This window comes from Neobacillus drentensis (genome assembly GCF_021560175.1).
Classification (GTDB): Bacteria; Bacillota; Bacilli; order Bacillales; family Cytobacillaceae; genus Neobacillus; species Neobacillus drentensis_A.
In genome coordinates, this window is sequence record NZ_CP091110.1 from 1,677,590 (window position 1) to 1,702,921 (window position 25,332).

The following is a 25,332-nucleotide window of genomic DNA, read 5'->3' on the forward strand; positions in this document are numbered from 1 at the left end:
TTAATCCAAAATAAAAAAACGGTCTGAATTGTTGATCAAGACCGTTTTGTGGTGGTTATATATGAACTTTTTACTTATCAATATCCGTATGCCCAATCAATTTCATCTTCGTGCCAAAAAACAGGTGACACAGATCCGAAATCTACTGTTTTATTATTAAGTTTGCATATGCAATTATTACAATCACATTGTTCTTTGATGTTTTCGAAAAAGGAATGTTCAACATCTTCAATAAACGTAATGTTCCGTTCCTGAAAAAGGATAGCTGTTCCCTTCATTGTAAAGCACCTCTTTATTAGTTTAATCCTGCTTAATTTATTACGTCATTATTGTAAGTCGAATTCATTAAGTAGTCTATGAGTTGCAACAGTTGTTCACAAAATTCTCAAGAAGATGTAGCGGAAATATGAAATCGTTTTCAAAAGACGGTTGCTCGGCGGGCAATTAGGCAGCAAATCAAAGCTATTAGAAAAATATGAAAAAAGCCAGAACACTTCCTGGCTTTGATTTGGATTCATTAGTAACGTTCGCCTAATTTTTTGAAAATCGGTTTTTGGTAGGTTCGTTGGTTTGTTCGTGGGGAAGAAGTTTGATTCTCCCATTCAGAAATTCCTGTATAGGATTGCAGTAGGGCTTTAGCTGCATTAAGCGAGATATGAGCCTTGGGATTTCTAACACTGCCATCTAGTTTTCCGAGATGGGGAAGATCCTGAAAATCTGATTTTGTAGGGGGAATATGAAATGTATATTTTCCACACTCAACAAGTACATCGGATTGCTGCTGGCTATTTCGCGGATGACCGGAAAAATGAAGGCCAATCTTTCTTGCTTTTCCTTCATCAATCAATTTTTTTAACGATTCTTGTTTTAATTTGTATAAAAATTTGGGGTTAATCGCTGTTTTTGCATGGCGATTCACGATAAAAACAGCTTGGGAGAGGTTCTCAATCGTTAGATTTAATTTAGTTCGAGGATAACTCTGATCATGATTCAACATATGGACTCCTTTCATTCTGTAAAAACATCTATATTATACCTTTTTTTTAGGAAAATAGAAATAAGTTGAAAATATTTTCCCGCTCTTCGTACAACTTACCTAGATGATTTAAGAGTAAAAATTGTTAGCTCGGGTTTAGCCATAAACCGAAACGGTAGACGAGTTGTCCCTAGCCCCCTATTAACATAAAGAGTTAAGGGATACTTCCCTTCAATCGTATAGAGACCCTCAGGATACATTTGCGCAAATGGGGGAATGATCAGGGCCCCTAGAATGGGCAGTTTAACTTGTCCACCATGACTGTGCCCGCTAAGCTGCCAATGAATAGGATATCGTGAAGCGGCCTCAGCAAGGTCAGGTGCATGAGATAACAATAGGTTAAAGTGATTATTTTGCACATTTTTCAAGGCTAACGGTAAGTCAGGATTTCCTAACATGGCATCATCAATTCCAATCAGGTAAAAACGGCTTCCATCTTTTAATTTAATAGCTGTCGACTGGTTCAAAAGGACTTTAAAGTTGGTAGATTCCATGATATTCCGATATATTTCTGAGCCATAGCCTCCGTGATCATGATTGCCATAAATGCAATACTTTCCAAGAGGCGCATGTAATTGGTCTAAAAGTGGGACCAAATCATTTAGTTTGGAATATTTGTTGGGTTCATCCATTAAATCGCCTGTAAATAAAATGATGTCCGGATTCAAGTTGTTTATTTTGTTCACTAACTTTTTGAATTGTGCTAGATCGTATTGAAAACCAAGGTGAGTATCGCTAAATTGAACGATTTTGATCCCTTCAAAACTTTTTGGGATTAAGGGGTGGTTCATCTCTAATTCGTTTATTTCTAGCAGGGAGGGCTCAATGCGATTGGCATAAAAATAGCCCCCTGAACTTAATCCGAGAACCGTCAGGAATGAACCCATTATTCGTTTTAAAAACGTTCTTCTAGTTTGCTTTTTAATCATATTTTTAACCATCCTGCCTTTAATAACGATAAAAGTATTTCTCTGTCTAATAAAAAGGTTGTTTGTATGTGTTTATTCAAAAAAAGTAAAAAAAATGCTAAAAAAGCAGTCAATAAAAGACTGCTTTCTATTTATAACTAACCGCCCGTGATTGTAATGCCTTCCATGATCTAATAAATTGTGCCTTGTTTACCCTTACTTGTTTTCGTCCGGATAATGGATCATTTAAATATACATGATTGGTATCATATCCTACTAATACCACTGCGTGCAAATCAAGGGGTGTTTTGATGAATTGATTTCCATGATACCAACCTTCCCAGCGGTCGGGCAGACGGTAATCTCCGGTCGTCCAAACCACAACTGGATAACCTGTGGAAACATGCGCTAATACACTGTCAAAAGGCTGATTTGTTAAATTTACAGCTCTCCCAGGAAGTTTTTGATTGATTAACGCAACCATTGGCTGATCAAATACAGCATAGCCTGCCCGTCTTCCAGTCATGTCTCCAACAAATCCATCAGCAGGGTTCCCCCAGCGTAATATATCGCCTCTAGCCGATTTAATGAGCGGGTCCGGGTCTTTCTGAATCCTTCGGTACAAATCCATTTTATCTGTTTTAACGCCAGCATAATGTAAGACCATTGCTAGACTGGTCACTTCGCAGCCATATTTTAATTCTGGATTTTGTTTAATTAACACCACATTAAGTAAGGTGGATGATTTTCTTGGAAGGGTACTAACAGTTTTATTAACTTTATTCTGCCCCTCCACATTCGTTACCTGCTCTGTTACATCATAAAGGGTGTAAGATCTACCGCCTTTAGTTCGATCCAGTGTCGGTTCCTGTATACTGTTATTACTTCTTAAGTTTGAAGGGTGTACGATTTTCTTTTGGGATTCCTGCAGGTTTGAAACAGTATTTGAATGGCTGCAGCCAATCATAGTCAGTAAAGATGTTAATAAGTATAAACCTTTCACAAAACACTCTCCTTTAGGAAGAACTGACTATAGGTTATGATTGTATCATGGATGCTATAATGGTATCCTTTTGGAAAAGAACGAGATGAGTAACTTAAGCGTATTGTATAATGAGAAAAATTAGATGGAGGAAGTCGGATGGATGCATTGGAAATATTATCGGATCTTGAAAATGTTTTTCCTTATTTTCAACCGATATTTAATGCGGATGAGCAGAGTGTGATTGCTTACGAAGTATTGGGAAGATACCAATCAAATGGAAATGTCATTAGTCTGGGACCATTTTTTCATGATGATCAAATCCCTGATGAATATAAATATGAAGTGGACTTATTAGTAGTAAAGAAAGCACTTGAAAAGGTTTTAGATCTTGACGAGGATATCCTGATTTTTTTAAACCGAAATGCAGAGTTATTGATGTACGGCCATGGGGAACCGTTTTTACAAGAGCTGTTAGAGTTTGAAAAAAAGGGACTTCATTTAAACCGGATTATTTTAGAAATTTCTGAACGGAATTATCAAGGGGATTTAGATCAGTTCGATCATCTCCTTCACTATTATCGAACATATGGGTTAAAGATTGCGATGGCCAGTATTGGTGATGAAAGTCATTACTTTGAGCGGATTGGACAGCTTGAACCCGATATTCTTAAAATAAACCTTCAAGCACTAAAATCAACAGCTATAGGGGTAAATTTTAATGATGTCTTATTCTCCTTGTCACTCTTGGCAAGGAAAATAGGCGCAACTCTTCTGTTTGAGAATATTGAAATGAATTATCAGCTCCAGTTTGCTTGGAAAAATGGAGGACACTATTATCAAGGGTTTTATTTACATCCCCCAACAGATGAATTTATTAATCGGAATCTTCTTAAGTATCGTTTGAAGGAGAAATTTCATGATTTTATTGCCTATGAGAAGCGAAAATTAGAAGCAGTTTATACTACAGTTGAGTATTTTCAAACCATGGTTCAGGACATTGTGAATAAAAACAAAAAGGCAGGATATGAGGCATTATTCCAGGCGTTGATCAAGGAAATGGATGACATAGCTTTTCGGATGTATGTATGTGATGAAGATGGATTTCAGAAATCAGCCAATATTTTTAAAGGGGAAAATGGCTGGATGACCCAATCCGTATACTTAAATAAAAATTGGAGTTGGCGGCCGTACTTTTTGGAAAATATTATCAAGATGCGGCATGAACAAAAGGGAAGATTATCTGATTTATATGGTGATATTGAGACAGGCGAAACGATTCGAACCTTTTCTTTCCCAATGAACGACACCGAATATTTATTTATTGATATTTCCTATCGGTATTTATTTGAACATGACCAATTATTGTAAGGATTGGGCGGGTATAGAATGATTTATGAAGTGGAATTTTAATGATAACGTTCATTAGAAGGAGTCTTGCTCATGAATCTTTTTGTAAATATCCTTTCCATTGTGATTATTGGCGTACTTGCCTTTTCACTCATTCACACCTTTTCCGTTGCCAGACAGCATAAGGCAGCCGAAGGACACATAGATACAAAAATTTCAGAACATGTCCAAAAGAGTCCATATACAAAAAACCCGATTTTCCTGGCCTATGGAATCTTTTTTGCTTTACTGCTGTTTATTGTTCTTTTTTTTGCCATTACATTTTATTGATAGGTCTCATGTTTATGGGGCCTATTTTTCCTTGTTTGTTAAAAAAATCATGATTTCTTCATTTTTATTTGGACAAATGTGTTCTATTATCTTATTCTTTTAATATTGGCATAAAAACTTGGCTGTCAAATTTTGAAATCAATTGACTAGGATAGAAAGATGCCAAATGAGAAACATAACTGTAGACAGTTTGTTTGTGTTAAAAGGAGGATAAATTGATGTCACAACTACAAGGTATATTAACTAGGTTGAAAAACCTTCAGGAACAATCAACAAGCGGTGAACCAGCACAACGTTATTTTGAGGTTAATGGTGAAAGAAAATGTCAGGTAACCTTCCATCCAAAGACTGAAACATTTGAATTGGAAATCTATAACGAGAAGGAAAAACCAAAAAGATACCAATTTGATAACATTGATATGATTACAATTGAAATCTTTGATTTAATTCAGTAGGAGCCTTTCATGGTTCCTTTTTTTCTGTGGAAAACGGTTTTAAAATTAACCCGGACCCCTGGAAACTGTGATAGAATAGGTCTGTAGAAAAACATAATTGAGGAGTATTCGACGTATGATTAGTCTTCCTAGCGGGGAATTCTTAGAATTAACAATCAAACAATTAATGATTCCATCTGAGCGTGTTGCTCATGTGCAAATCGGCAACAATCTTGAGCATGCCCTATTGGTGTTAACAAAAAGTGGTTATACCGCTATACCTGTTTTAGATCCACATTATAAGCTTCATGGGCTGATCAGCACCCCTATTATAATGGATTCTATTCTGGGGCTAGAACGAATAGAATTTGAACAGCTGGAGAATAAACGTGTCGAAGAAGTGATGAAAGGCTCTATTCCGCGCGTGGGAATATCAGCATCTATCAGTCAATGTTTAGACTTGTTAGTCAACCAACCATTTCTTTGTATTGAAAATGAAGAAGGCTTTTTTGAAGGGATTTTACCAAGAAGCACTGTCTTAAATCAATTAAGTAAAGTCGTTAAGAGATATAAAAAATAGCCGTTTGCGCTCTGCTCCCATTTGGGGGCTCTATTTTTTTACGATAAGAGGTGGATGAGGATGAATATGGAAGCGTTTGGAATTCCGAAAAGAAAGCAAACCAAAAAGTCACTAGTACTAGCTTCGGTAATGCTCGCCATGTTTATGGGGGCAATTGAAGCAACAATTGTTTCGACAGCTATGCCGGCAATTGTTGCGGATTTGGGTGGGTTTACCTTATATAGTTGGGTGTTCTCAGCATACCTTTTAATGAACTCAGTTACAGTTCTGATTTATGGAAAACTATCTGATTTATTTGGGCGAAAACCGATTTTAACTATTGGGATTATCATTTTTTTAGTTGGTTCCATACTTTGTGGGTTTGCTGGTTCCATGAAAACCCTGATTATATTTCGGCTGATTCAAGGCTTTGGGGCAGGAGCGGTTACACCAATTGCTACAACCATTGTAGGGGATATTTATACTACTGAGGAACGAGCTAAAATTCAAGGCTATCTCTCTAGCGTTTGGGGGATATCTGCCATTACGGGGCCTGCTGTCGGCGGATTACTCGTTCAATATGTCAGCTGGCATTACGTATTTTGGATTAATATTCCGCTTGGACTGTTATCATTGGTTGGTCTTTGGTTATTCCTTCATGAAGATATTGTCAAGAAAAAGCACGAGATCGATTATTTTGGGGCGATCCTTTTAACCGGGACGATTTCAACCCTTATGTTTATTCTTATTGAAGGGGAGAGCCGCTGGTCATGGGGGTCATGGCAGTTAATCGGGCTGCTGCTTGTAACGGCTATTGCTTTAATAGCCTTTGTCATTCAAGAAGGCAAAGCTGCTGAACCAGTTATGCCATTTTCCATTTGGAAAGAACGATCTATCTTTATTGCCAATATTACATCCCTGACATCTGGGATTATCTTAATTGGGATATCAAGCTTTTTACCAACCTTTGTTCAAGGTGTAATGGAACAAACACCGATTGTGGCAGGATTTACCTTAACTACGATGTCAATCGGCTGGCCGATTGCATCCACCCTTTCTGGAAAAATGCTCATTACCATCGGGTATCGAAAAACTTCTATTATCGGTGGTGCATTTTTAGTATTGGGAAGTGTTGCCTTTGTAACGATGTCTGCTTCTGCTGGACCGATTTGGGCAGCTGTCGGCTCTTTTCTTGTAGGGGCAGGAATGGGATTTACTTCAACAGCCTTCATTGTTTCAATTCAAAGCACTGTGGAATGGCAGCAGCGGGGAATCGCAACAGCCGCAAATATGTTTATGAGGAATTTAGGAAATACCATTGGTGCCGCTTTGTTAGGTGGTATTTTAAATAACAGAATGACTCATTTCTTTACGGAAAATAACAAGTCTTTAACCGTTGAGGATGCCAATAAGCTTTTAAAGGTCGGCGAACGAAATCAATTGCCTGCTTCTGTGAAAACGATATTACAGGAAGGACTGACCTTCTCTTTACACTCTGTTTATTATGTTGTTTTAACCTTTGCCGTCATTAGTATGCTGTTAATATTATTTATTCCTAAAAAGAAAGTGGTATCATAGTTGTTTAGACCAAAATAGTAAGGAGGTTGTGACCTTGTCCTCCCTATCAGAATTTCAGTTATTATCGGTTTTAGCTCAGGAAATGAATATGAGAAAGGCTTCAGAACGGCTGTTTGTATCTCAGCCGGCTCTTTCCCAACGTTTACAAACGATTGAAAAGGAATGGGGAACAAAATTGTTTATCCGCTCACAAAAGGGGTTAACCTTAACACCTGGCGGGGAGCATGTAATTAGCTTTGTAAATGAGATTTTAACAAAACAGGAAAAGGTCCGTGAAACGATCGATTCCCTTCAAGAAGGGGTTTCTGGTACATTAAAAATTGCTGTTGCCTCCATCGTAGGGCAAAATTGGCTTCCGGAGGTTCTAAAGAAATTCATTGATAAATATCCACAAGTAAAAATTTCATTAGTAACAGGCTGGAGCAGTGAAATTCTAAAATGTTTATACGATGATCAGGTCCATATTGGGATTATCCGTGGGACTCCTGATTGGAAAGGGATTAAAGTGCATCTTTTTAATGACCCTCTCTATCTTGTCGATCGAGAAATTTCCAAGCCGGAGCAAGTATTAAAGACGGACAGACCTTTTATCCAATTTAAAAGTGATTCTAACTACTATCAAGAAATCCAGGATTGGTGGATGCTAAAATTTAAAACCTCTCCAAAAAGAACGGTTGTCGTCGACCAAATTGAAACGTGTAAACAGATGGCATTTAATGGCATAGGTTACGCTATATTACCATCCATCACTCTTAGAAAAGCGGATCGTAGTATTTTTAAAATACCTCTAGTGGATGAGAATAATGAACCGCTAAAACGAGATACTTGGTTATTAGGATATGAGTCTGCTTTCCAACTAAAACAAGTTTCCGCCTTTATGGAACTAATCAAAGAATATATCGCTGAATCTTCTGAAGAATAAGGTTGTTTTTTTCTTGTTTTCAGTCCTTTTGTTTGTTAAAGTATTTTTTAGTACATGAATAGGGGGCAAGTTAGAAAAATGATGGATGCACATGAAATTATTTCTTTTATAGCAAATAGTAAAAAATCTACACCTGTAAAGGTTTATTTAAAAGGTGATTTAGAAGGTATTGAGTTCGGAAACGAAGCAAAAGCCTTTATTAATGGAAATACAGGTGTTGTCTTTGGTGAATGGGCTGAAATAAATTCAGCATTAGAAGCGAACAAAGGTAAAATTGAGGATTTCGTGGTCGAAAATGACCGACGTAATTCAGCCATCCCATTGTTGGATACAAAGCACATTAATGCTAGAATCGAGCCAGGTGTCACTATTCGTGACCAGGTAGAAATTGGTGATAATGCTGTTATTATGATGGGAGCCGTTATCAATATTGGAGCCGTTATCGGCGAAAAAACAATGATTGATATGGGGGTAATTCTTGGCGGAAGAGCAACTGTCGGAAAGAACTGTCATATTGGAGCAGGAACGGTATTAGCTGGAGTAATAGAGCCGCCTTCCGCACAACCTGTTATCATTGAAGATGATGTTCTAATTGGTGCCAATGCAGTCGTGCTTGAAGGGGTAAAAGTTGGGAAAGGCTCTGTTGTTGCTGCAGGAGCAGTGGTAACAAAGGATGTACCGCCTTATACAGTTGTTGCGGGTACACCAGCAAAGAAAATTAAAGATATTGATGAAAAGACAAAATCAAAAACAGAAATCATGCAAGAGCTTCGTCAATTATAGGCGGACAAGCATGGAATGTTACAAAGCAAAGCGTGGACCTAAATCCACGCTTCTTCTATAGAGATAGAAAGGCAGGTATCTATATGAAATCATTAATCGAAATACGCAGGGATCTACATCAAATACCGGAACTTGGCTTCCAAGAATTTAAAACTCAAAGCTATCTATTAGCAACAATAGAATCTTTTCCGCAAGACCGCATCTCCATAAAAAAGTGGAAAACGGGATTACTAGTAAAGGTTGATGGAATGAACCCCTCCAAAACCGTAGGTTATAGGACAGATATCGATGGTCTGCCAATCACCGAGGAAACGGGTTTAGAGTTTTCCTCTTCACTCAAAGAAAGGATGCATGCCTGCGGTCATGACTTTCATATGACAATTGCTTTAGGCGTGCTGTCTCACTTCATTCATAACCCTATAAATGACAATCTGCTGTTTCTGTTTCAACCTGCCGAAGAAGGCCCTGGGGGAGCAGAGCCTATGTTGAAATCGGAAGAAATGCAAGAATGGATGCCCGATTTAATATTTGCCCTTCACATTGCACCTGAGTATCCTGTTGGCACAATCGCTTTAAAAGAAGGTTTATTATTTGCCAATACGTCTGAATTATTTATAGATCTAAAGGGCAAAGGCGGTCATGCAGCCTACCCGCATCAAACCAACGATATGGTTATCGCTGCCTGTTCTCTTGTTAGTCAGCTGCAAACAGTCATTTCAAGAAATGTTGATCCATTAGATAGTGCTGTAATCACGATTGGAAAAATAACCGGCGGCACCGTCCAAAATATTATTGCTGAGAAGGCAAGACTTGAGGGGACGATTAGAACATTATCTCCTGAAGCCATGAAAAGGGTAAAACATCGTATTGAAGCTCTTGTTAAAGGGATTGAGACAGGGTATGAGTGTGAAACGATGATAGATTATGGCTCGATGTATCATCAAGTTTACAATACTGAATCGGTTACAAGGGAATTTATCGAATATATTAGAAACAAGACTGATGTAACAGTAGTCGAATGCAGGGAGGCCATGACAGGTGAGGATTTTGGCTATATGCTTAAAGAAATACCTGGGTTAATGTTTTGGCTCGGTGTAGATTCGCCGTATGGACTTCACCATGCCAAACTTGATCCAAATGAAGGAGCAATCGATGTCGCTGTAAGGGTATTGACAAGCTATATCTCATTTAAGGGTAATGAAACTTGACTGGCTGGTAAGTCAGATTACTTTCTTCAAATTGGTAAATCGTGCTAAAATAAAAAGGATAATGTTACATATTGTCGTTTATTCTCACGGAAATAGGAAAAACTGACTAAGGGGAATTTTTAGATTGTAATTAATAATGTTATTTAAATTAATTATCATCTAATTTTGCTCGCAGGGAGGATTTTTCTATAATGAGGATTGTAAAGGATGGCCCCTATAAATGGCTGTTCAAAATCTCAATTAAATAATTTTTGGAGGGATTTTAATGCCAGAACGCATGGTAGGTAAACAAGCACCACGCTTTGAAATGGAAGCCGTATTACCAAACAAAGAATTTGGAAAAGTTAGCCTAGAAGAAAACATGAAAAACGATAAATGGACCGTATTGTTCTTCTATCCAATGGATTTTACATTTGTATGTCCGACTGAAATCACTGCCATGTCTGATCGTTTTGAAGAATTCGATGACTTAGATGCAGTGGTTGTTGGAGCTTCTACTGACACTATTCATACCCACCTCGCTTGGATTAATACAGACCGTAAAAACAATGGTCTTGGCCAATTAAATTATTCATTAGCTGCTGATACGAATCACGTAGTTTCTCGTGATTATGGCGTGTTAATTGAAGAAGAGGGTGTAGCCCTCCGTGGTCTATTCATCATCGATCCAGAAGGTGAATTAAAATATTCAGTTGTTAACCATAACAATATCGGCCGTGATGTAGATGAAACATTACGTGTCCTTCAGGCATTACAAACGGGTGGTCTTTGCCCAGCCAACTGGAAACCAGGACAAGCTACATTGAATGCTTAATTAATCAAGGGCAGACCTAACCTTATGCGTTAGGTCTTTTTTAAAACAGGGGGTCTTATCATGAAATTACGAGAACCAATGCCAGAATTAGCTGGTGCAACCGAATGGTTAAATGGCCAGGTGACAAAAGAAGACTTAGTTGGTGAGAAGCCAACTTTAATTCATTTCTGGTCCATTAGCTGTCATTTATGTAAAGAGGCAATGCCTCAAGTAAATCAATTCCGAGATGAGTATAAAGAAAAATTAAATGTAATCGCAGTTCATATGCCTCGTTCAGAAGATGATTTGAACCTTGAGGAAATTAAAAAAGTGGCTGCTGAGCATGGAATTACACAGCCGATTTTTGTTGATAATGAACATAAGTTAACAGAAACGTTTGAGAATCAATATGTACCTGCCTACTACGTTTTTGACCGTGAAGGCAAACTCCGCCATTTTCAAGCAGGAGGCAGTGGAATGAAAATGCTTGAAAAGCGTGTCAATCGCGTACTAGATGAACTGGAAAAAACAGAATAAATTTACGGAAGAACTGTCCCTTAACGGATAGTTCTTTTTTTGTCGCGTAACCATGTAACCTTCGAAATAAATAAACGTCGATATGATTAAATAGAAAATGAGGGGGTCAAGCAGATGAGACGGTCTCGAAGTGCCGTATCGATCTTGTTAATGTTTTTGTTATTTGGTCTGGCTGGATGCAGCAGTTCGGGGAGTAAGGAAGAAAATGCAAAATTGAGTATGGAAGGTAAAGGAGTAATGGACTCCGGCCAGCCAGGAAAAAATGAGGGATCATTTACCTCCGCTGATCGTAAAACAGAAAAATCGATGGATGCAGTAAAATTCAAGGTGGATGATCAGATGGTCATTTATCAGGCGGAGCTAGAGCTGCGTGTAAAAAAATTTGATCAAACACTGCAAAACCTAGAGAGTAAAGCAAAAATATACGGTGGTTATATAGCGGAATCGACTGTAACCAAAGATGGAAATGAACAGGTAAGCGGCAGTTTGAAATTGAGAATCCCTCAAGAACATTTTCAGGACTTCTTAACAGATGCTGAGGGGCAGGCCGCTGAGGTACTGCAGAGGAATATTAACGGGCAGGATGTTACGGAGGAATATGTAGACCTAGAATCGCGTTTAAAGTCTAAAAAGGCAGTTGAAGAGCGTTTGCTTAGCTTTATGAAAAATGCAGCCAAGACAGAGGATTTACTTAAAATTTCTGCGGATTTAGCGGCTGTTCAAGAAGAGATAGAGATTATCGAAGGCAGGATGAAGTATTTAAAAAATCAGACGTCCTTTTCAACCGTGAACATTACCCTGTATGAAAGGAAAGTAGTGGTTCCTAATCTGGATAAAGATCAACTAAATACGTGGGAAAAAACCAAAAAACAATTTATGAAAAGTACAAACCTATTATTGGCAGGACTATCGGGGTTAGTAGTGTTTATTTTCGGGAACCTGCCTTTTATGATTATTTTCATCCTATTGGGGTTTCTTGTTTATCTATATTATAATAAGAAAAAAAGCCACAACAGGCAGGAGTAATTGTTTTAAGCTATCGTGTTTTTAAGATGCATAGCATACTGAGTTGATTCATATGGGGGAGTTTTTCTACATGAAAAAGAGTTTTGCAGTAATCGGGCTTGGAAGGTTTGGTGGAAGCATATGCCAAACATTAAGTGAAGAAGGAATGGAAGTACTAGGTATTGATATCAATGAAGAACGAGTCAATCAATATAGCATGATTGCTTCCCACGCAGTAGTCGGTGATACAACAGATGAGAATGTCTTGAAAAGTTTAGGGATTCGTAATTTCGATCATGTAATTGTAGCCATCGGTGATGACATTCAAGCGAGTATCTTAACCACCCTAATTTTGAAAGAATTAGGTGTGGCACGTATAACAGCCAAAGCACAAAATGATTATCATGGTAAAGTACTTACTAAAATTGGGGCTGATCAAGTCGTTCACCCTGAAAGGGATATGGGAAAACGGATAGCAAACAATATGGCTTCTAATAGTGTGCTGGACTATCTTGAACTCTCTGCTGAACATAGTATTGTGGAAATAGTTGCAAATAAGAAACTTAGCGGCAACACAATTATGGATTTAGATATACGCAAGAAATACGGGTTAAATATTGTCGCGATTAAAAGAGGGGAAGAGATTATCGTTTCACCTCAAGCAAAAGAAACCATTCACAGCAACGATATATTAATCGTCATTGGCAATGATCAAGATATCGACCGGTTTGAGAAACGAGTATTAGTATAGAAAAAAGCGGAAAGCCTTGGCTCTTCCGCTTTTTTTTGGATTTTTTTATACTTCCATAATGATTGGTAAAATCATTGGTCTGCGTTTTGTTTTTTCATAAAGGAAAGGTGCAAGTGTATCAGTAATCTCATTCTTAATTTCAGACCATTGGCTCGTTTTTCGTTCCATCACTTTATTTAAGTGTTTGGTGATCAGGTTCTGAGCGTCATTAATTAAATCGCCTGATTCCCTCATGTAGACAAATCCTCGGGAAATAAGGTCAGGTCCTGATGAAATTTTAAATTCTTTCATATTGATACTAACAACTACCACGACTAAGCCTTCTTCTGAAAGAATTCGGCGATCCCTTAAAACAATATTGCCGATGTCGCCTACACCACTGCCATCAATATAGACTGAACCGGAAGGGATTTTTCCAGCAACTTGTGCTGTACTGTCGGATAGAGCCAGTACTTCACCGTTGTCCATAATAAAACAATTTTCTTCCTCAACCCCACAATCAATCGCAAGCTTGGCATGCATTTTTTGCATCCGATATTCACCGTGAATAGGCATAAAGAATTTAGGCTTAATCAAGCGCAACATTAATTTTTGTTCTTCTTGTCCACCGTGTCCAGAAGTATGGATATTACTTAACTTACCATGGATTACTTCAGCCCCGGCGCGGTACAACATATTTATGGTCCTACTTACACTAATCGTATTCCCGGGAATCGGAGAGGACGAGAAGACTACAGTATCACCAGGAATAATTTGAATTTGTCTGTGGGTTCCATTTGCAATCCTCGATAAGGCCGCCATTGGTTCGCCCTGACTGCCTGTACAAAGTATTGTCACTTTATCGGCAGGTAATCGGTTAATTTGATTTGATTCTATAAATGTTTCTTTAGGAGCAATAATATAGCCTAATTCAAGCCCGATATTAATAGCCGCTTCCATGCTGCGGCCAAACACAGCAACCTTTCTTCCGTTCACAACTGCTGCTTCTACTACTTGCTGTAGTCTGTGAATGTTTGATGCAAAGGTTGCAAAGATAATCCGGCCATCCACTTTTCTAAAAATATCATGGATGCTTTCACCCACACGGCGCTCGGACATTGTGAAATCAGGAATTTCACTGTTTGTACTATCCGATAGCAGGCATAGAACCCCTTCCTTACCTATTTCAGCCATTTTGGTTAAATTAGCTGGTTCACCTACGGGGGTAAAATCAAATTTAAAATCACCTGTATGGACGATTTGTCCTGGAGGGGTTTTTACAACAATACCATAGGAATCAGGAATACTGTGGGTAGTACGGAAAAACGTTACGGATGTTTTGCGGAACTTAATGATATCGTCTTCTTTTATTTCAATCAGTTTAGCATTTCGTAATAATCCGTGCTCTTCTAATTTATTTTTAATTAACCCAAGGGCAAGTTTGCCGCCATAGATCGGAATATTTATTTCACGAAGTAAATAAGGGATACCGCCAATGTGGTCTTCGTGTCCGTGGGTTACAAATAATCCTTTAATTTTTTCTTCGTTTTTAACTAAATAAGTGTAATCAGGGATAACATAATCGATCCCTAATAATTCATCCTCCGGGAATTTAATACCGGCGTCGATTAATATAATTTCATCTTGGAACTGAACTGCATAGGTGTTTTTGCCTATTTCCCCTAAACCACCCAAGGCAAAAACAGCAGTTTGATCATTTTTTACAAATTTCATAAATTATCCAATCTCCAATACTTTAAAGTCTTCATTTTGTTGTTCGTATTCTAAATAAGCTCCATTAACTTCTTGTACATGTTCCACATTATAACCGCGGTCGGCAATTTTTTTTCGAACGTCTCTTACCGATTCACCTTCAACAAAAATAGTTTTGGTGTTTTCTCTAACGGGAACTTCTGTAACTTTTTCTTGATAATATACTTTAAATATCATGACAAATTCGCTCCTTATTGAATCATAACTTTTTCTATTATATAAAATATTTTCATCTTTTTCATTTATTTTCTTTGGGGACGCCGTGGACTATATATGAAAAGTATGTAAATTTAATACGTATTACTACAATTTACAATAATGAAGGAGCCCTTCGCAAGTTTGAAGGGCCCTTTAAAAAATTTAGGCAATAGATTTTTTTCTAAGTAAATCGTTCCACTGTTTTAAGAGCTTCTTTCTTAGCTTCTTTAACATAGTGGATCATCTCCTTACCTTTATTTTATACGAACCTTGTCCAAAGTAAAGCAGGCTATGGCAGATAATTGAAATTTTTTTACCGTTGATATTTTTTTACTATTATTATATGAGTAAAATAGGTATTCTTTCATGGTATAAGATGGAATAATAGTGAACAAAAAAACACTGGCCTAATGAAAAGGCCAGTGTCCTATCTTTCGATGGAGATTGCTCCTTCGATCGGTTTAAAAGGATCTTTTTTATCAATATAGTCATAAAACATGATGCCATTAAGGTGGTCAATTTCATGCTGGAAGCACATTGCCGGCAGACCTTTTAAACGAAGTTTAACTTTTTCTCCCTCAAGAGTCACTCCTTTTACCGTAATCCGAGCATACCTTGGAACATATCCTGGAATGGCTTCATCTACTGACAAGCAGCCCTCTCCCGTTTGAAGGTAAGCCTTCTCAACCGAATGACTGACGATTTTGGGGTTAAATAATGCATAGCTGTATAAAGTTCCTTTATCGTCTGTGAGATGTACAGCAATCATCCTTTTTGACACATTTATTTGTGGAGCAGCTAAACCAATCCCTGGACGAAGGCTATATTTTGTGGCAATTTCGCTGTTTTGACTGTTTATTACGTATTCTAAAAGACTGGCTAAGGTATGTTTATCCTCTTCGGATGGCGGCAAAACTACCTCTGCTGCCACTTTCCGAAGGGTTGGATGCCCGTCTCGAATGATATCCTCCATTGTTAACATGAACATTTCACTCCTATAGTTCCATAAAGTTACACTAATTAGTCTATCAAACAATAGACAAAAAGTTAATAAGTGTTTACTTTTGAATTTTGCTCGACTTTTGGTGTTTTGGATATTGTCAAACAAACTTTATACAGATATAGTAGGAATTGCAATAGTAAGGAGGTTTAAACTTGTTAGTCAAAGGAAGAAGCAGCATTATTTTAATAGTCGTGGCTATAATTTTTATTTTATCAGGATGTGCAGAGAAAAAGACCACGATAGAAAAAATGTATGACGTATTGGAAAATGTTGTTAATAAAGAAAAAGTTTTTGAGGAACAGCAAGAACCATTAGTTACTTTAGAAAAACAAGAAAAAGAAGTATATGACCAAATTATAAAACAAGGTATGAAAGAATATGATCAGATTGTCAAACTTTCAGATGAAGCTCTGGCCTTAGCAGATAAACGAAAAGATCGGTTAGACAAAGAAACGGCAAGCCTAAATGAATCAGAACAAGAATTTTCAAAAGTTACTGAACTAAAAGAGCAATTAGAGGATCCTGCACTAAAGGAACTGGCTAATGACCTTACTACTATAATGATGAAAAGATATGAGGCACATAGAGAGTTGTATAAGCAATATTCTCTGGCTCTCCAATATGATAAAGAATTATATCAAATGTTTAAAAATAAAAATCTTCCCCTAGAGGATCTAGAAGCCCAAATCAATAAACTGAATGAATCTTATAAAAAGGTATACGCTGCAAATGAGCAGTTTAATAAATATACGGAACAATATAATGAAACAAAACTTTCCTTTTATAAAAAGGCAGGACTAAAAACAAAGTAAGATCTTAAATCGGCTGACTAACAGCCGATTTTTTCTATATTATAACAAGTGTCTAAAATGTGACATTATATATAACAGTTAATGTAATTTAGTGATACAGTTATTTAAGAAAATGGATTTTAGTGATAAGTCATTTTAGCAAAAAATAATAAAACTTAGTATTTGACGACATAAAGTAAAAGTTGTAAACTCAGAAGTGTGATAAAAGTTGTACTAATGATGTTACATAAAATAGTGATACAGAATAATATATTATGGAAATTGAACTTTTCGTTTTTATCTTACCTTTTCTGTGAAACACTAGTTCATAGTATGTATCCATCCAATTCAGGCCTCAAATCTTATGTAATATCGAACAGATGACCAATTACAAGTTGCTTTCAACTTATGTTTAATTGCAATTTTTGGGTAATCTAAAATAGTGTATTTTATTTTTTAAAAAAAGGCCCCTAAAATAGAAAGGAAGAGATGACATAATGGCTTCTAAACTTAAGAATGCCCAGCTTGATGCCAAGAAAGCACTCGAAGCTGTAGAAGAACAATTCCAAACACTTCAAATCCTTAATGAACAAGGTGAGGTTGTGAATGAGGCAGCAATGCCTAACCTAACTGACGAACAGCTTCAAGAATTAATGCGCCGTATGGTCTACACTAGAATCTTAGACCAGCGTTCCATTTCTTTGAATCGTCAAGGAAGATTAGGTTTTTATGCGCCAACAGCAGGACAAGAAGCATCCCAGCTTGCCTCTCAATTTGCTCTTGAAACAGAAGACTTTATCTTACCTGGATACCGTGATGTACCGCAAATCGTTTGGCACGGATTACCTTTATCACAAGCTTTTTTATGGTCTAGAGGACATTTTGAGGGTATGAATATCCCTGAAGGTGTTAACGTGCTTCATCCACAAATTATCATTGGTGCCCAGTATGTGCAAACTGCCGGTGTTGCCCTTGGAATGAAAAAGCGTGGAACAAAAGCTGTTGCGATTACCTATACAGGTGATGGTGGAACATCGCAAGGGGATTTCTATGAAGGAATTAACTTTGCAGGTGCCTATAAAGCTCCAGCAATTTTCGTTATCCAAAATAACCAGTTTGCCATTTCTACTCCACGTGAAAAGCAAACTGCTGCAAAAACATTAGCACAAAAGGCTGTGGCAGCAGGTATTCCTGGTATCGTGGTAGACGGTATGGATCCGTTAGCAGTATATGCTGCAACACGCGAAGCACGTGAGCGTGCGGTTAATGGTGAAGGTCCTACACTTATTGAAACGTTAACCTACCGTTATGGCCCACATACCATGGCAGGGGATGATCCAACTCGTTACCGTACAGCAGATCTTGATAATGAGTGGGAAAAGAAAGATCCACTTGTTCGTTTCCGTAAATTCCTTGAGAACAAAGGACTATGGAGTGAAGAAAAAGAAACTGCAGTAATTGAACAGGCAAAAGAAGATATTAAAGAAGCACTTAAACAAGCTGATGCTGCACCAAAACAAAAAGTAACAGACTTAATGTCTATTATGTATGAAGAAATGCCGCAAACTTTAAAAGAACAATATGAACTATATAAAGAAAAGGAGTCGAAGTAAGCCATGGCTCAAATGACTATGATTCAAGCAATAACAGATGCATTACGTACGGAACTGCGAAATGATCCGAATGTGTTAGTTTTCGGTGAAGACGTAGGCGTAAACGGTGGTGTATTCCGTGCAACTGAAGGGCTGCACCAGGAATTTGGCGAAGATCGTGTGTTTGACACGCCCCTAGCTGAATCAGGGATTGGCGGTTTAGCAGTAGGTCTAAGCTTACAAGGCTTCCGTCCAGTGCCGGAAATTCAATTTTTTGGTTTTGTGTTTGAAGTAATGGATTCCATTGCTGGTCAATTAGCTCGTCAACGCTATCGTTCAGGAGGAAGATATAGTGCTCCGGTTACAATCCGCTCACCATTTGGCGGAGGCGTACATACTCCAGATATGCACGCGGACAGCTTAGAAGGGCTTATGGCTCAAACTCCTGGAGTGAAGGTAGTTATTCCAGCCACTCCTTATGATGCAAAAGGGCTGCTAATTTCAGCCATTCGTGACAATGACCCGGTTATTTTCCTTGAGCATATGAAACTATACCGTTCATTCCGTCAAGAGGTTCCAGAAGAGGAATATACCATTCCACTAGGTAAAGCCGAAGTGAAGCGTGAAGGAACTGATGTGTCAATTATTACTTACGGTGCTATGGTCCATGAATCATTAAAAGCTGCGGAAGAACTTGAAAAAGAAGGATATTCTGCAGAGGTTATTGACCTGCGTACTGTAAGCCCAATTGATATTGAGACTATTATTGCATCCGTAGAAAAAACGGGTCGTGCAATCGTTGTTCAAGAAGCACAAAAACAAGCAGGTATTGCAGCTAATGTTGTCGCTGAGATTAATGATCGTGCTATTCTTAGCTTAGAAGCTCCTGTATTACGTGTTGCTGCACCAGATACAGTATTCCCGTTCCCACAAGCTGAATCAGTTTGGCTTCCAAATTATAAGGACGTTATTGAGACAGCTAAAAAAGTACTAACTTTCTAAACATTGAAGGTTGAGCTGCAAGGATAGATAACATAATAAATGGGAAAAGAATCATCTTTTCCCAATTCTAAAGTGAATAGTTCAAAATACATGAAAAATAGGAGATGAATCTCTGTGTCATTTCAATTTAAAATGCCTGATATCGGTGAAGGTATTCACGAAGGTGAAATCGTCAAATGGTTTGTAAAGCCAGGTGATAAGGTCCAAGAAGATGATGTCCTATGTGAAATCCAAAATGATAAAGCTGTAGTTGAAATTCCATCCCCAGTAGAGGGTACTGTTCAAGAAGTGTTAGTTGGAGAAGGAACGGTAGCAACAGTTGGGCAAGTTCTAGTTACATTTGATGCTCCAGGATATGAAAACTTACAATTTAAAGGCGATGATCATGCCGAGGAAGCTCCAAAACAAGCTGAAGCTCCAGCAGCACCTGCACCAGCACAAGAAGCGGCAGCGCCAGCTCCAGCAGCTCAAGTTGAGCCACAAGCTGAAGTAGATCCAAATCGTCGTATTATTGCTATGCCGTCTGTCCGTAAATATGCACGTGAAAAAGGTGTGGAAATTCGTTTAGTAGCAGGTTCTGGAGAGAACGGCCGTGTTCTTAAGAATGATATTGATGCGTTCTTAAGCGGTGGTGCAGCTGCTCCTGCTGCAGAAGTAACAGCCCCTGCTGCAGAAGAAGCTAAGACAGAAGCACCAAAAGCTGCTGCTCCAATTCCACAAGGTGAATATCCTGAAACACGTGAAAAAATGAGCGGTATCCGTAAAGCTATTGCAAAAGCAATGGTTAACTCTAAGCACACTGCTCCACATGTTACATTAATGGATGAAATTGATGTAGCTAAGCTTGTTGCACACCGTAAGAAATTCAAAGAAGTGGCAGCTGCAAAAGGTATTAAGCTTACCTTCTTACCATATATCGTAAAAGCATTAACAAGCGCATTAAGAGAGTTCCCAGTGTTAAATACATCTCTTGATGATGCAACAAATGAAATTATCCATAAACATTATTTCAACATTGGTATTGCTGCTGATACAGAAAAAGGTCTTTTAGTTCCTGTTGTTAAAGATGCTGATCGTAAATCTGTATTTACAATCTCAAATGAAATTAACGAACTAGCTGGAAAAGCGCGTGATGGTAAACTTGCTCCAAATGAAATGAAGGGTGCTTCTTGCACAATTTCTAACATTGGATCTGCTGGCGGACAATGGTTCACTCCTGTTATTAACCATCCAGAAGTTGCTATTTTGGGCGTAGGCCGTATTGCTGAGAAGCCAATCGTTCGCAACGGAGAAATTGTTGCTGCACCTGTATTGGCTTTATCTTTAAGCTTTGACCACCGTATGATTGATGGTGCGACTGCTCAAAATGCAATGAATCATATTAAACGTTTATTAAACGATCCAGAACTATTGTTAATGGAGGCGTAAGAAAATGGTAGTTGGAGATTTCCCGATTGAAACAGATACTATAGTCATAGGTGCAGGTCCTGGAGGATATGTTGCAGCAATTCGTGCCGCTCAGCTAGGACAAAAAGTAACGATTGTTGAAAAGGAATATGTAGGCGGCGTATGTTTAAATGTCGGCTGTATCCCTTCAAAAGCGTTGATTTCTGCAGGACATCGTTATGAAACAGCGGTTCATTCAGAATCTTTTGGTATCACAGCTGAAAATGTAAAGGTTGATTTTTCAAAAGTTCAAGAATTTAAAAGTGGAATTGTTAAAAAGTTAACTGGTGGTGTTGAAGGGCTTTTAAAAGGTAATAAGGTTAACATCGTTCGTGGTGAAGCATTTTTTGTTGATGCCCATACACTCCGTGTAATGGATGAACATTCAGCGCAAACCTATACTTTTAAAAATGCCATTATTGCAACAGGCTCTCGTCCAATTGAGCTGCCAACTTTTAAATATTCAAAACGTGTTTTGAATTCTACTGGTGCTCTTAATTTAACTGAAATCCCAGAAAAAATTGTTGTTATTGGCGGGGGAGTTATTGGGATTGAGCTTGGCGGTGCATATGCAAACTTTGGTACCCAGGTGACAATCTTAGAAGGTGCAGAAGAAATTTTAGGTCTTGGCGTATTTGATAAGCAGATGGCTGGACTTGTTAAGCGCACCATGAAGAAACGTGGCGCAGAATTCTATACAAAAGCTTTCGCTAAGGGTGTAGAAGAAACTGAAAATGGTGTGGTTGTTACCTTTGAAACCAAAGGCGAAGAGAAGAAAATTGAAGCTGATTATGTGTTCGTCATGGTTGGACGCCGTCCAAACACAGATGAAATGGGCTTAGAACAAGCGGGCATTAAATTAAGCGAACGCGGCCTAATTGAAATAGACAAGCAATGCCGTACTAATATTAGTAATATCTACGCAATCGGGGATGTTGTTGCAGGTCCTCAATTAGCTCACAAAGCTTCTTATGAAGCAAAAATCGCTGCGGAAGCAATTGCGGGGCATCCATCAGAAATTGATTACCTTGGAATTCCAGCTGTTGTTTTCTCAGATCCGGAATTAGCTTCTGTAGGATATACAGAGCCTCAAGCTAAAGAAGAAGGTATTGAGGTAATTGCTGCTAAATTCCCATTTGCTGCAAACGGCCGTGCATTATCTTTAGACAGCGGTGATGGTTTCCTTAAATTAATTACGCGTAAAGAAGATGGTGTCGTAATTGGCGCACAAATTGCGGGTGCCAGTGCTTCTGATATGATCGCTGAATTAGGTTTAGCGATTGAGGCTGGTATGACTGCAGAAGATTTAGCTCTTACCATCCATGCTCACCCAACCCTTGGAGAGATCACAATGGAAGCAGCTGAAGTTGCTTTAGGAACTCCAATTCATATTATTAAGTAAACACAAATAAAGTCCTTTCCTAAAATAGGGAAGGACTTTATTCATTAGCAGAGAATTTAAACTAATAAGAGATGCCTTAAATAGGTGGGAGACTTTAAAAGAATTCCAATAATTATCTCTAACTGTTTAACATGAGACATATATTTAAAACACTAGCCAATGTCTTTGTTCTTAACTAAAAGTTCAATGTCTTTTGCGTGGTGATAAAAATGAAGGTCTATATAGTAATTATCTTACAATTTATTATTTGGAGCGGTTATACACTTATTGAATGGCTTTCAAAGCACGATCAACTCATATATAAAGTAATCATGTTTTTTGTGTTTTTTTATCTGGCATTAATGCTTGGAAACTATGTGACCAAATCGCTTCGGAAAACATTATTTATAACAGTATTAAGTCTGGTCATCTATACATCTATTCATTATACACTGGCACTTTTTGTACAGTAATAAAAGACCCCGCCGTTAGTTGGAGTCTTTTTCTGTGTTATTTTCTCGGATAATAGTACATGACTCTGTCATTAAAAAGGTGGAGCTCTCCTTGCAGTTTTTTGGCAAGGAATTTGCAAAATTCATTCGCTTTTCCTTTATCACCATGTGTCGATTGTTCCGGTAATGTAACTTGTATGTATTGCTGCTCTCTTTCTGTGTTATCTTCCTCTATTACGGTTTCTTTATCAACGCCAATTAAAATGGCATGGTAGCGTTCGTGGTCAGAATGCAAATAAAATGCCTTTCCTTTACTTCCTTCTGTTTCTTTTATGTCATATGGAAATGCCGATTCCCCATACTGCCAGTTCAATTGGTTGCCCGTTTTAGCTGTTATATCTTTATAGTAATGAAATAATTCTTTTACTTCCTCGATTGTGATTGTTTGTTTAACAGATGAGGGCACGAGTTTAATAAATGCATTTACAGCCATCACCATTCCCCCTTTTACGTTCATTTTCTATGCAATTCTATTCTAGCACTGATTAAAAAGTACTGACAACATTAATTACATTAAAATAAATGTCAATTGTTCATTATATTTTAAATAGAGTAATAAACGATTAAAAGGATCTTTTATTATAAAAAAATTAATTAATGTGACATACAATTTAAGCTTGAAAAGTTCAATGTGATATATTATTATTGAATTAAGGATATTAGAAAGCGTTTTAAAATAATCATCATTCAATAAGAAAAGGGGATGGAACAAATGGGTACTCTTGTATGCCAAACATGTAATTCTACTATTGATCACTTTGAAGATGAAAAAGTTACCGTGCTCTATTCGAAATGTAATTGCTGTGAAGACCACAAACACGACGAAGAACTATAATAAGATAAAATAAAAAGGATTCCGTTGCTGGAATCCTATTTTTTATCTTTTCTATTGAATTGCTTTATATTCCTTTATCACACGAATTGTTTTAATTTCATCATCCTCTGGACCTTGAACAGGCAAGCCGGCTTCAAGATTTTCACGAATGTAATGAAGATTTTCCTTTGTGATAATTTCGCCTGGAATGAAAATTGGAATCCCAGGAGGGTAAACCATTATAAATTCTGCTATAATCCTGCCTTCAGATTCTTCAATCGGGACAACCTCTGTTTCTGCATAGAAGGCATCTCTTGGTGTTAATGCCAGAACCGGAATTTCAGGCAGGAGAACTTCTAAAGGTTTTATCTGCCCAACACGATGCTCACATTCGCTTGCAAGCTCTTTTAAAGCATTCACTAAAAGATCTCCTTCAGCTTCAGTATCTCCTAGTGAGATGATGCACAGAATGTTATAAAGGTCTGATAGTTCAACCTCAATATTATGTTTTTCTCTTAGCCATTTTTCTACTTCATAACCGGATAGGCCTAAATTTTTAACTGAAATAATGAGTTTAGTCGGGTCGAAATCAAAAGTCGCTTTAGAACCAAGGATCTCCTCACCAACACAATAAATGTGGTCGATTTCATTAATTCTTTTCCGAATAGATTGGGATAACCTAATGGTTTTGTCAATTAACTCTTTACCCTTTGTTGCAAGCTGCTTACGTGCTACATCCAATGAAGCAAGCAGCAAATACGATGTTGATGTAGTGGTAAGCATGCTTAAAATGGATTGAACGTGTTTTGCCGAAACAAGTCCTTCTCTTACATTAAGAATTGAACTCTGGGTCATGGAGCCACCTAATTTATGAACACTAGTCGCTGCCATGTCTGCCCCTGCCTGCATAGCTGAAAGTGGAAGTTGATCATGGAAATGGATATGGACACCATGGGCTTCATCGACAAGTACGGGAACATGATGTGAGTGAGCAATTTCAACAATTTTCTTTAGGTCTGCGGAAATTCCGAAGTAAGTAGGATTAATCACTAATATCGCTTTAGCATCAGGGTGCTGTGTTAAGGCTTTTTCCACTGAATCAGTTGTAATGCCATGTGAGATACCTAAATCTTTATCAATTTCGGGATGGATAAAGACAGGAATGGCCCCAGAAAAAACAATCGCTGACATAATGGATTTGTGAACATTTCTTGGGACAATAATTTTATCGTCAGGTCCACAAACCGCCATAATCATCGCAATAATTGCGCCGCTGGTTCCCTGAACGGAAAAAAAGGTACGATCCGCACCAAAGGCTTCTGCCGCTAAATCTTGAGCTTGTTTGATGATTCCCTTTGGCTGATGTAAATCATCAAGAGGACCGATATTGATTAGGTCTATGGACAACGCATTATCACCAATAAATTGGCGGAATTCTGTATCCATTCCAGCGCCTTTTTTATGGCCGGGAATGTGGAATTGAATTGGGTTTTTTTTAGCATGGGCTACTAAACCGCTAAATAACGGTGTTTGTTCTTGTGACAATGGTAAATACACCTCTTTATAAAAATGCTCGAATTATTCGTCAGTATTCGACATAAAACAAATGAATTATATCATTATTCCTTTGTATTTTAAAGGAAATAAATTTAACTTTACTGATAA

The 25,332-nt window shown here is 37.8% G+C and carries 28 protein-coding genes; 19 read left to right on the plus strand and 9 right to left on the minus strand.

Features of this window, described 5'->3' with window-relative positions; genetic code table 11:
- Window positions 1-77: 77 nt before the first annotated feature.
- The 4 genes from L1999_RS07785 to L1999_RS07800 form a co-directional block, all read right to left on the minus strand.
- On the minus strand, window positions 78-278 hold the full coding sequence (locus L1999_RS07785; protein WP_215040606.1) for a hypothetical protein: 201 nt from the start codon (window positions 276-278) through the stop codon (window positions 78-80).
- A gap of 239 nt (window positions 279-517) precedes the next feature.
- Entirely contained in the window at window positions 518-997 is a 480-nt protein-coding gene (locus L1999_RS07790) for a YkyB family protein (protein ID WP_235743028.1), read from the minus strand.
- 95 nt (window positions 998-1,092) lie between these two features.
- Window positions 1,093-1,965 carry a metallophosphoesterase gene (locus L1999_RS07795; RefSeq protein WP_235743029.1) on the minus strand — a complete coding sequence of 291 codons (873 nt, stop codon included), beginning with the start codon at window positions 1,963-1,965 and terminating at the stop codon, window positions 1,093-1,095.
- A 127-nt stretch (window positions 1,966-2,092) separates the two neighbouring features.
- Complete coding sequence (locus L1999_RS07800; protein ID WP_235743030.1) at window positions 2,093-2,947, minus strand: C39 family peptidase; 855 nt, start codon at window positions 2,945-2,947, stop codon at window positions 2,093-2,095.
- 138 nt (window positions 2,948-3,085) lie between these two features.
- On the opposite strand from L1999_RS07800, the gene L1999_RS07805 reads away from it, so the two are divergent.
- From L1999_RS07805 to L1999_RS07860, 12 genes are all read left to right on the plus strand, one after another.
- A complete protein-coding gene (locus L1999_RS07805; RefSeq protein WP_235743031.1) occupies window positions 3,086-4,297 on the plus strand; it encodes an EAL domain-containing protein in 1,212 nt (403 codons plus the stop codon).
- 72 nt (window positions 4,298-4,369) lie between these two features.
- The gene (locus L1999_RS07810; RefSeq protein ID WP_235743032.1) at window positions 4,370-4,606 is read left to right on the plus strand and encodes a hypothetical protein; all 237 of its coding nucleotides are present in this window, start codon (window positions 4,370-4,372) and stop codon (window positions 4,604-4,606) included.
- Window positions 4,607-4,824: 218 nt separating this feature from the next.
- Window positions 4,825-5,061 (plus strand): YkuJ family protein, encoded by a 237-nt coding sequence (locus tag L1999_RS07815; protein WP_098526949.1) that lies wholly within the window; start codon window positions 4,825-4,827, stop codon window positions 5,059-5,061.
- A 115-nt stretch (window positions 5,062-5,176) separates the two neighbouring features.
- The gene (cbpB, locus tag L1999_RS07820) at window positions 5,177-5,620 is read left to right on the plus strand and encodes a cyclic-di-AMP-binding protein CbpB (protein WP_235743033.1); all 444 of its coding nucleotides are present in this window, start codon (window positions 5,177-5,179) and stop codon (window positions 5,618-5,620) included.
- Window positions 5,621-5,680: 60 nt separating this feature from the next.
- Window positions 5,681-7,177, plus strand: coding sequence for an MDR family MFS transporter (locus L1999_RS07825; protein WP_235743034.1), 1,497 nt, complete (start codon window positions 5,681-5,683; stop codon window positions 7,175-7,177).
- A 34-nt stretch (window positions 7,178-7,211) separates the two neighbouring features.
- Window positions 7,212-8,099, plus strand: coding sequence for a transcriptional regulator CcpC (locus L1999_RS07830; RefSeq protein WP_275677444.1), 888 nt, complete (start codon window positions 7,212-7,214; stop codon window positions 8,097-8,099).
- A gap of 54 nt (window positions 8,100-8,153) precedes the next feature.
- On the plus strand, window positions 8,154-8,882 hold the full coding sequence (gene dapD / locus L1999_RS07835; protein ID WP_235743035.1) for a 2,3,4,5-tetrahydropyridine-2,6-dicarboxylate N-acetyltransferase: 729 nt from the start codon (window positions 8,154-8,156) through the stop codon (window positions 8,880-8,882).
- An 83-nt stretch (window positions 8,883-8,965) separates the two neighbouring features.
- Window positions 8,966-10,090: an N-acetyldiaminopimelate deacetylase gene (locus L1999_RS07840; protein ID WP_235743036.1), complete on the plus strand. Its 1,125-nt coding sequence runs from the start codon at window positions 8,966-8,968 to the stop codon at window positions 10,088-10,090.
- Between the two features lie 265 nt (window positions 10,091-10,355).
- Window positions 10,356-10,904 (plus strand): peroxiredoxin, encoded by a 549-nt coding sequence (locus L1999_RS07845; protein ID WP_215040615.1) that lies wholly within the window; start codon window positions 10,356-10,358, stop codon window positions 10,902-10,904.
- A 60-nt stretch (window positions 10,905-10,964) separates the two neighbouring features.
- Window positions 10,965-11,420 (plus strand): TlpA disulfide reductase family protein, encoded by a 456-nt coding sequence (locus L1999_RS07850; protein WP_235743037.1) that lies wholly within the window; start codon window positions 10,965-10,967, stop codon window positions 11,418-11,420.
- A gap of 114 nt (window positions 11,421-11,534) precedes the next feature.
- On the plus strand, window positions 11,535-12,446 hold the full coding sequence (locus L1999_RS07855) for a DUF4349 domain-containing protein (RefSeq protein WP_235743038.1): 912 nt from the start codon (window positions 11,535-11,537) through the stop codon (window positions 12,444-12,446).
- Window positions 12,447-12,516: 70 nt separating this feature from the next.
- Entirely contained in the window at window positions 12,517-13,176 is a 660-nt protein-coding gene (locus L1999_RS07860) for a potassium channel family protein (RefSeq protein ID WP_235743039.1), read from the plus strand.
- Window positions 13,177-13,221: 45 nt separating this feature from the next.
- On the opposite strand, the gene rnjA is transcribed toward L1999_RS07860, so the two are convergent.
- The 3 genes from rnjA to def form a co-directional block, all read right to left on the minus strand.
- Window positions 13,222-14,889: a ribonuclease J1 gene (rnjA, locus tag L1999_RS07865; protein WP_235743040.1), complete on the minus strand. Its 1,668-nt coding sequence runs from the start codon at window positions 14,887-14,889 to the stop codon at window positions 13,222-13,224.
- 3 nt (window positions 14,890-14,892) lie between these two features.
- Window positions 14,893-15,105: a DNA-dependent RNA polymerase subunit epsilon gene (locus L1999_RS07870; protein ID WP_215040619.1), complete on the minus strand. Its 213-nt coding sequence runs from the start codon at window positions 15,103-15,105 to the stop codon at window positions 14,893-14,895.
- Between the two features lie 448 nt (window positions 15,106-15,553).
- Complete coding sequence (gene def, locus L1999_RS07875; RefSeq protein ID WP_235743041.1) at window positions 15,554-16,108, minus strand: peptide deformylase; 555 nt, start codon at window positions 16,106-16,108, stop codon at window positions 15,554-15,556.
- Window positions 16,109-16,281: 173 nt separating this feature from the next.
- On the opposite strand from def, the gene L1999_RS07880 reads away from it, so the two are divergent.
- The 6 genes from L1999_RS07880 (at window position 16,282) to L1999_RS07905 (ending at window position 22,814) form a co-directional block, all read left to right on the plus strand.
- Window positions 16,282-16,941, plus strand: a complete 660-nt coding sequence (locus L1999_RS07880) for a YkyA family protein (RefSeq protein ID WP_235743042.1) — start codon at window positions 16,282-16,284, stop codon at window positions 16,939-16,941.
- 476 nt (window positions 16,942-17,417) lie between these two features.
- The gene (gene pdhA, locus L1999_RS07885) at window positions 17,418-18,533 is read left to right on the plus strand and encodes a pyruvate dehydrogenase (acetyl-transferring) E1 component subunit alpha (RefSeq protein ID WP_215040621.1); all 1,116 of its coding nucleotides are present in this window, start codon (window positions 17,418-17,420) and stop codon (window positions 18,531-18,533) included.
- A gap of 3 nt (window positions 18,534-18,536) precedes the next feature.
- Window positions 18,537-19,514, plus strand: coding sequence for an alpha-ketoacid dehydrogenase subunit beta (locus L1999_RS07890; protein WP_235743043.1), 978 nt, complete (start codon window positions 18,537-18,539; stop codon window positions 19,512-19,514).
- Window positions 19,515-19,628: 114 nt separating this feature from the next.
- A complete protein-coding gene (locus L1999_RS07895) occupies window positions 19,629-20,942 on the plus strand; it encodes a dihydrolipoamide acetyltransferase family protein (protein ID WP_235743044.1) in 1,314 nt (437 codons plus the stop codon).
- A gap of 4 nt (window positions 20,943-20,946) precedes the next feature.
- A complete protein-coding gene (gene lpdA, locus L1999_RS07900; RefSeq protein ID WP_235743045.1) occupies window positions 20,947-22,362 on the plus strand; it encodes a dihydrolipoyl dehydrogenase in 1,416 nt (471 codons plus the stop codon).
- A gap of 209 nt (window positions 22,363-22,571) precedes the next feature.
- Window positions 22,572-22,814 (plus strand): hypothetical protein, encoded by a 243-nt coding sequence (locus tag L1999_RS07905; protein WP_235743046.1) that lies wholly within the window; start codon window positions 22,572-22,574, stop codon window positions 22,812-22,814.
- Between the two features lie 37 nt (window positions 22,815-22,851).
- Here L1999_RS07905 and L1999_RS07910 read toward each other — a convergent pair whose 3' ends face one another.
- Window positions 22,852-23,286 (minus strand): DUF1885 family protein, encoded by a 435-nt coding sequence (locus L1999_RS07910; protein WP_235743047.1) that lies wholly within the window; start codon window positions 23,284-23,286, stop codon window positions 22,852-22,854.
- A 279-nt stretch (window positions 23,287-23,565) separates the two neighbouring features.
- Between L1999_RS07910 and L1999_RS07915 the strand changes: the two genes are divergently transcribed.
- Window positions 23,566-23,688, plus strand: a complete 123-nt coding sequence (locus L1999_RS07915) for a GapA-binding peptide SR1P (RefSeq protein WP_235743048.1) — start codon at window positions 23,566-23,568, stop codon at window positions 23,686-23,688.
- 51 nt (window positions 23,689-23,739) lie between these two features.
- Here L1999_RS07915 and L1999_RS07920 read toward each other — a convergent pair whose 3' ends face one another.
- Window positions 23,740-25,212, minus strand: a complete 1,473-nt coding sequence (locus tag L1999_RS07920; protein ID WP_215040627.1) for an aminotransferase class I/II-fold pyridoxal phosphate-dependent enzyme — start codon at window positions 25,210-25,212, stop codon at window positions 23,740-23,742.
- Between the last annotated feature and the right edge of the window lie 120 nt (window positions 25,213-25,332).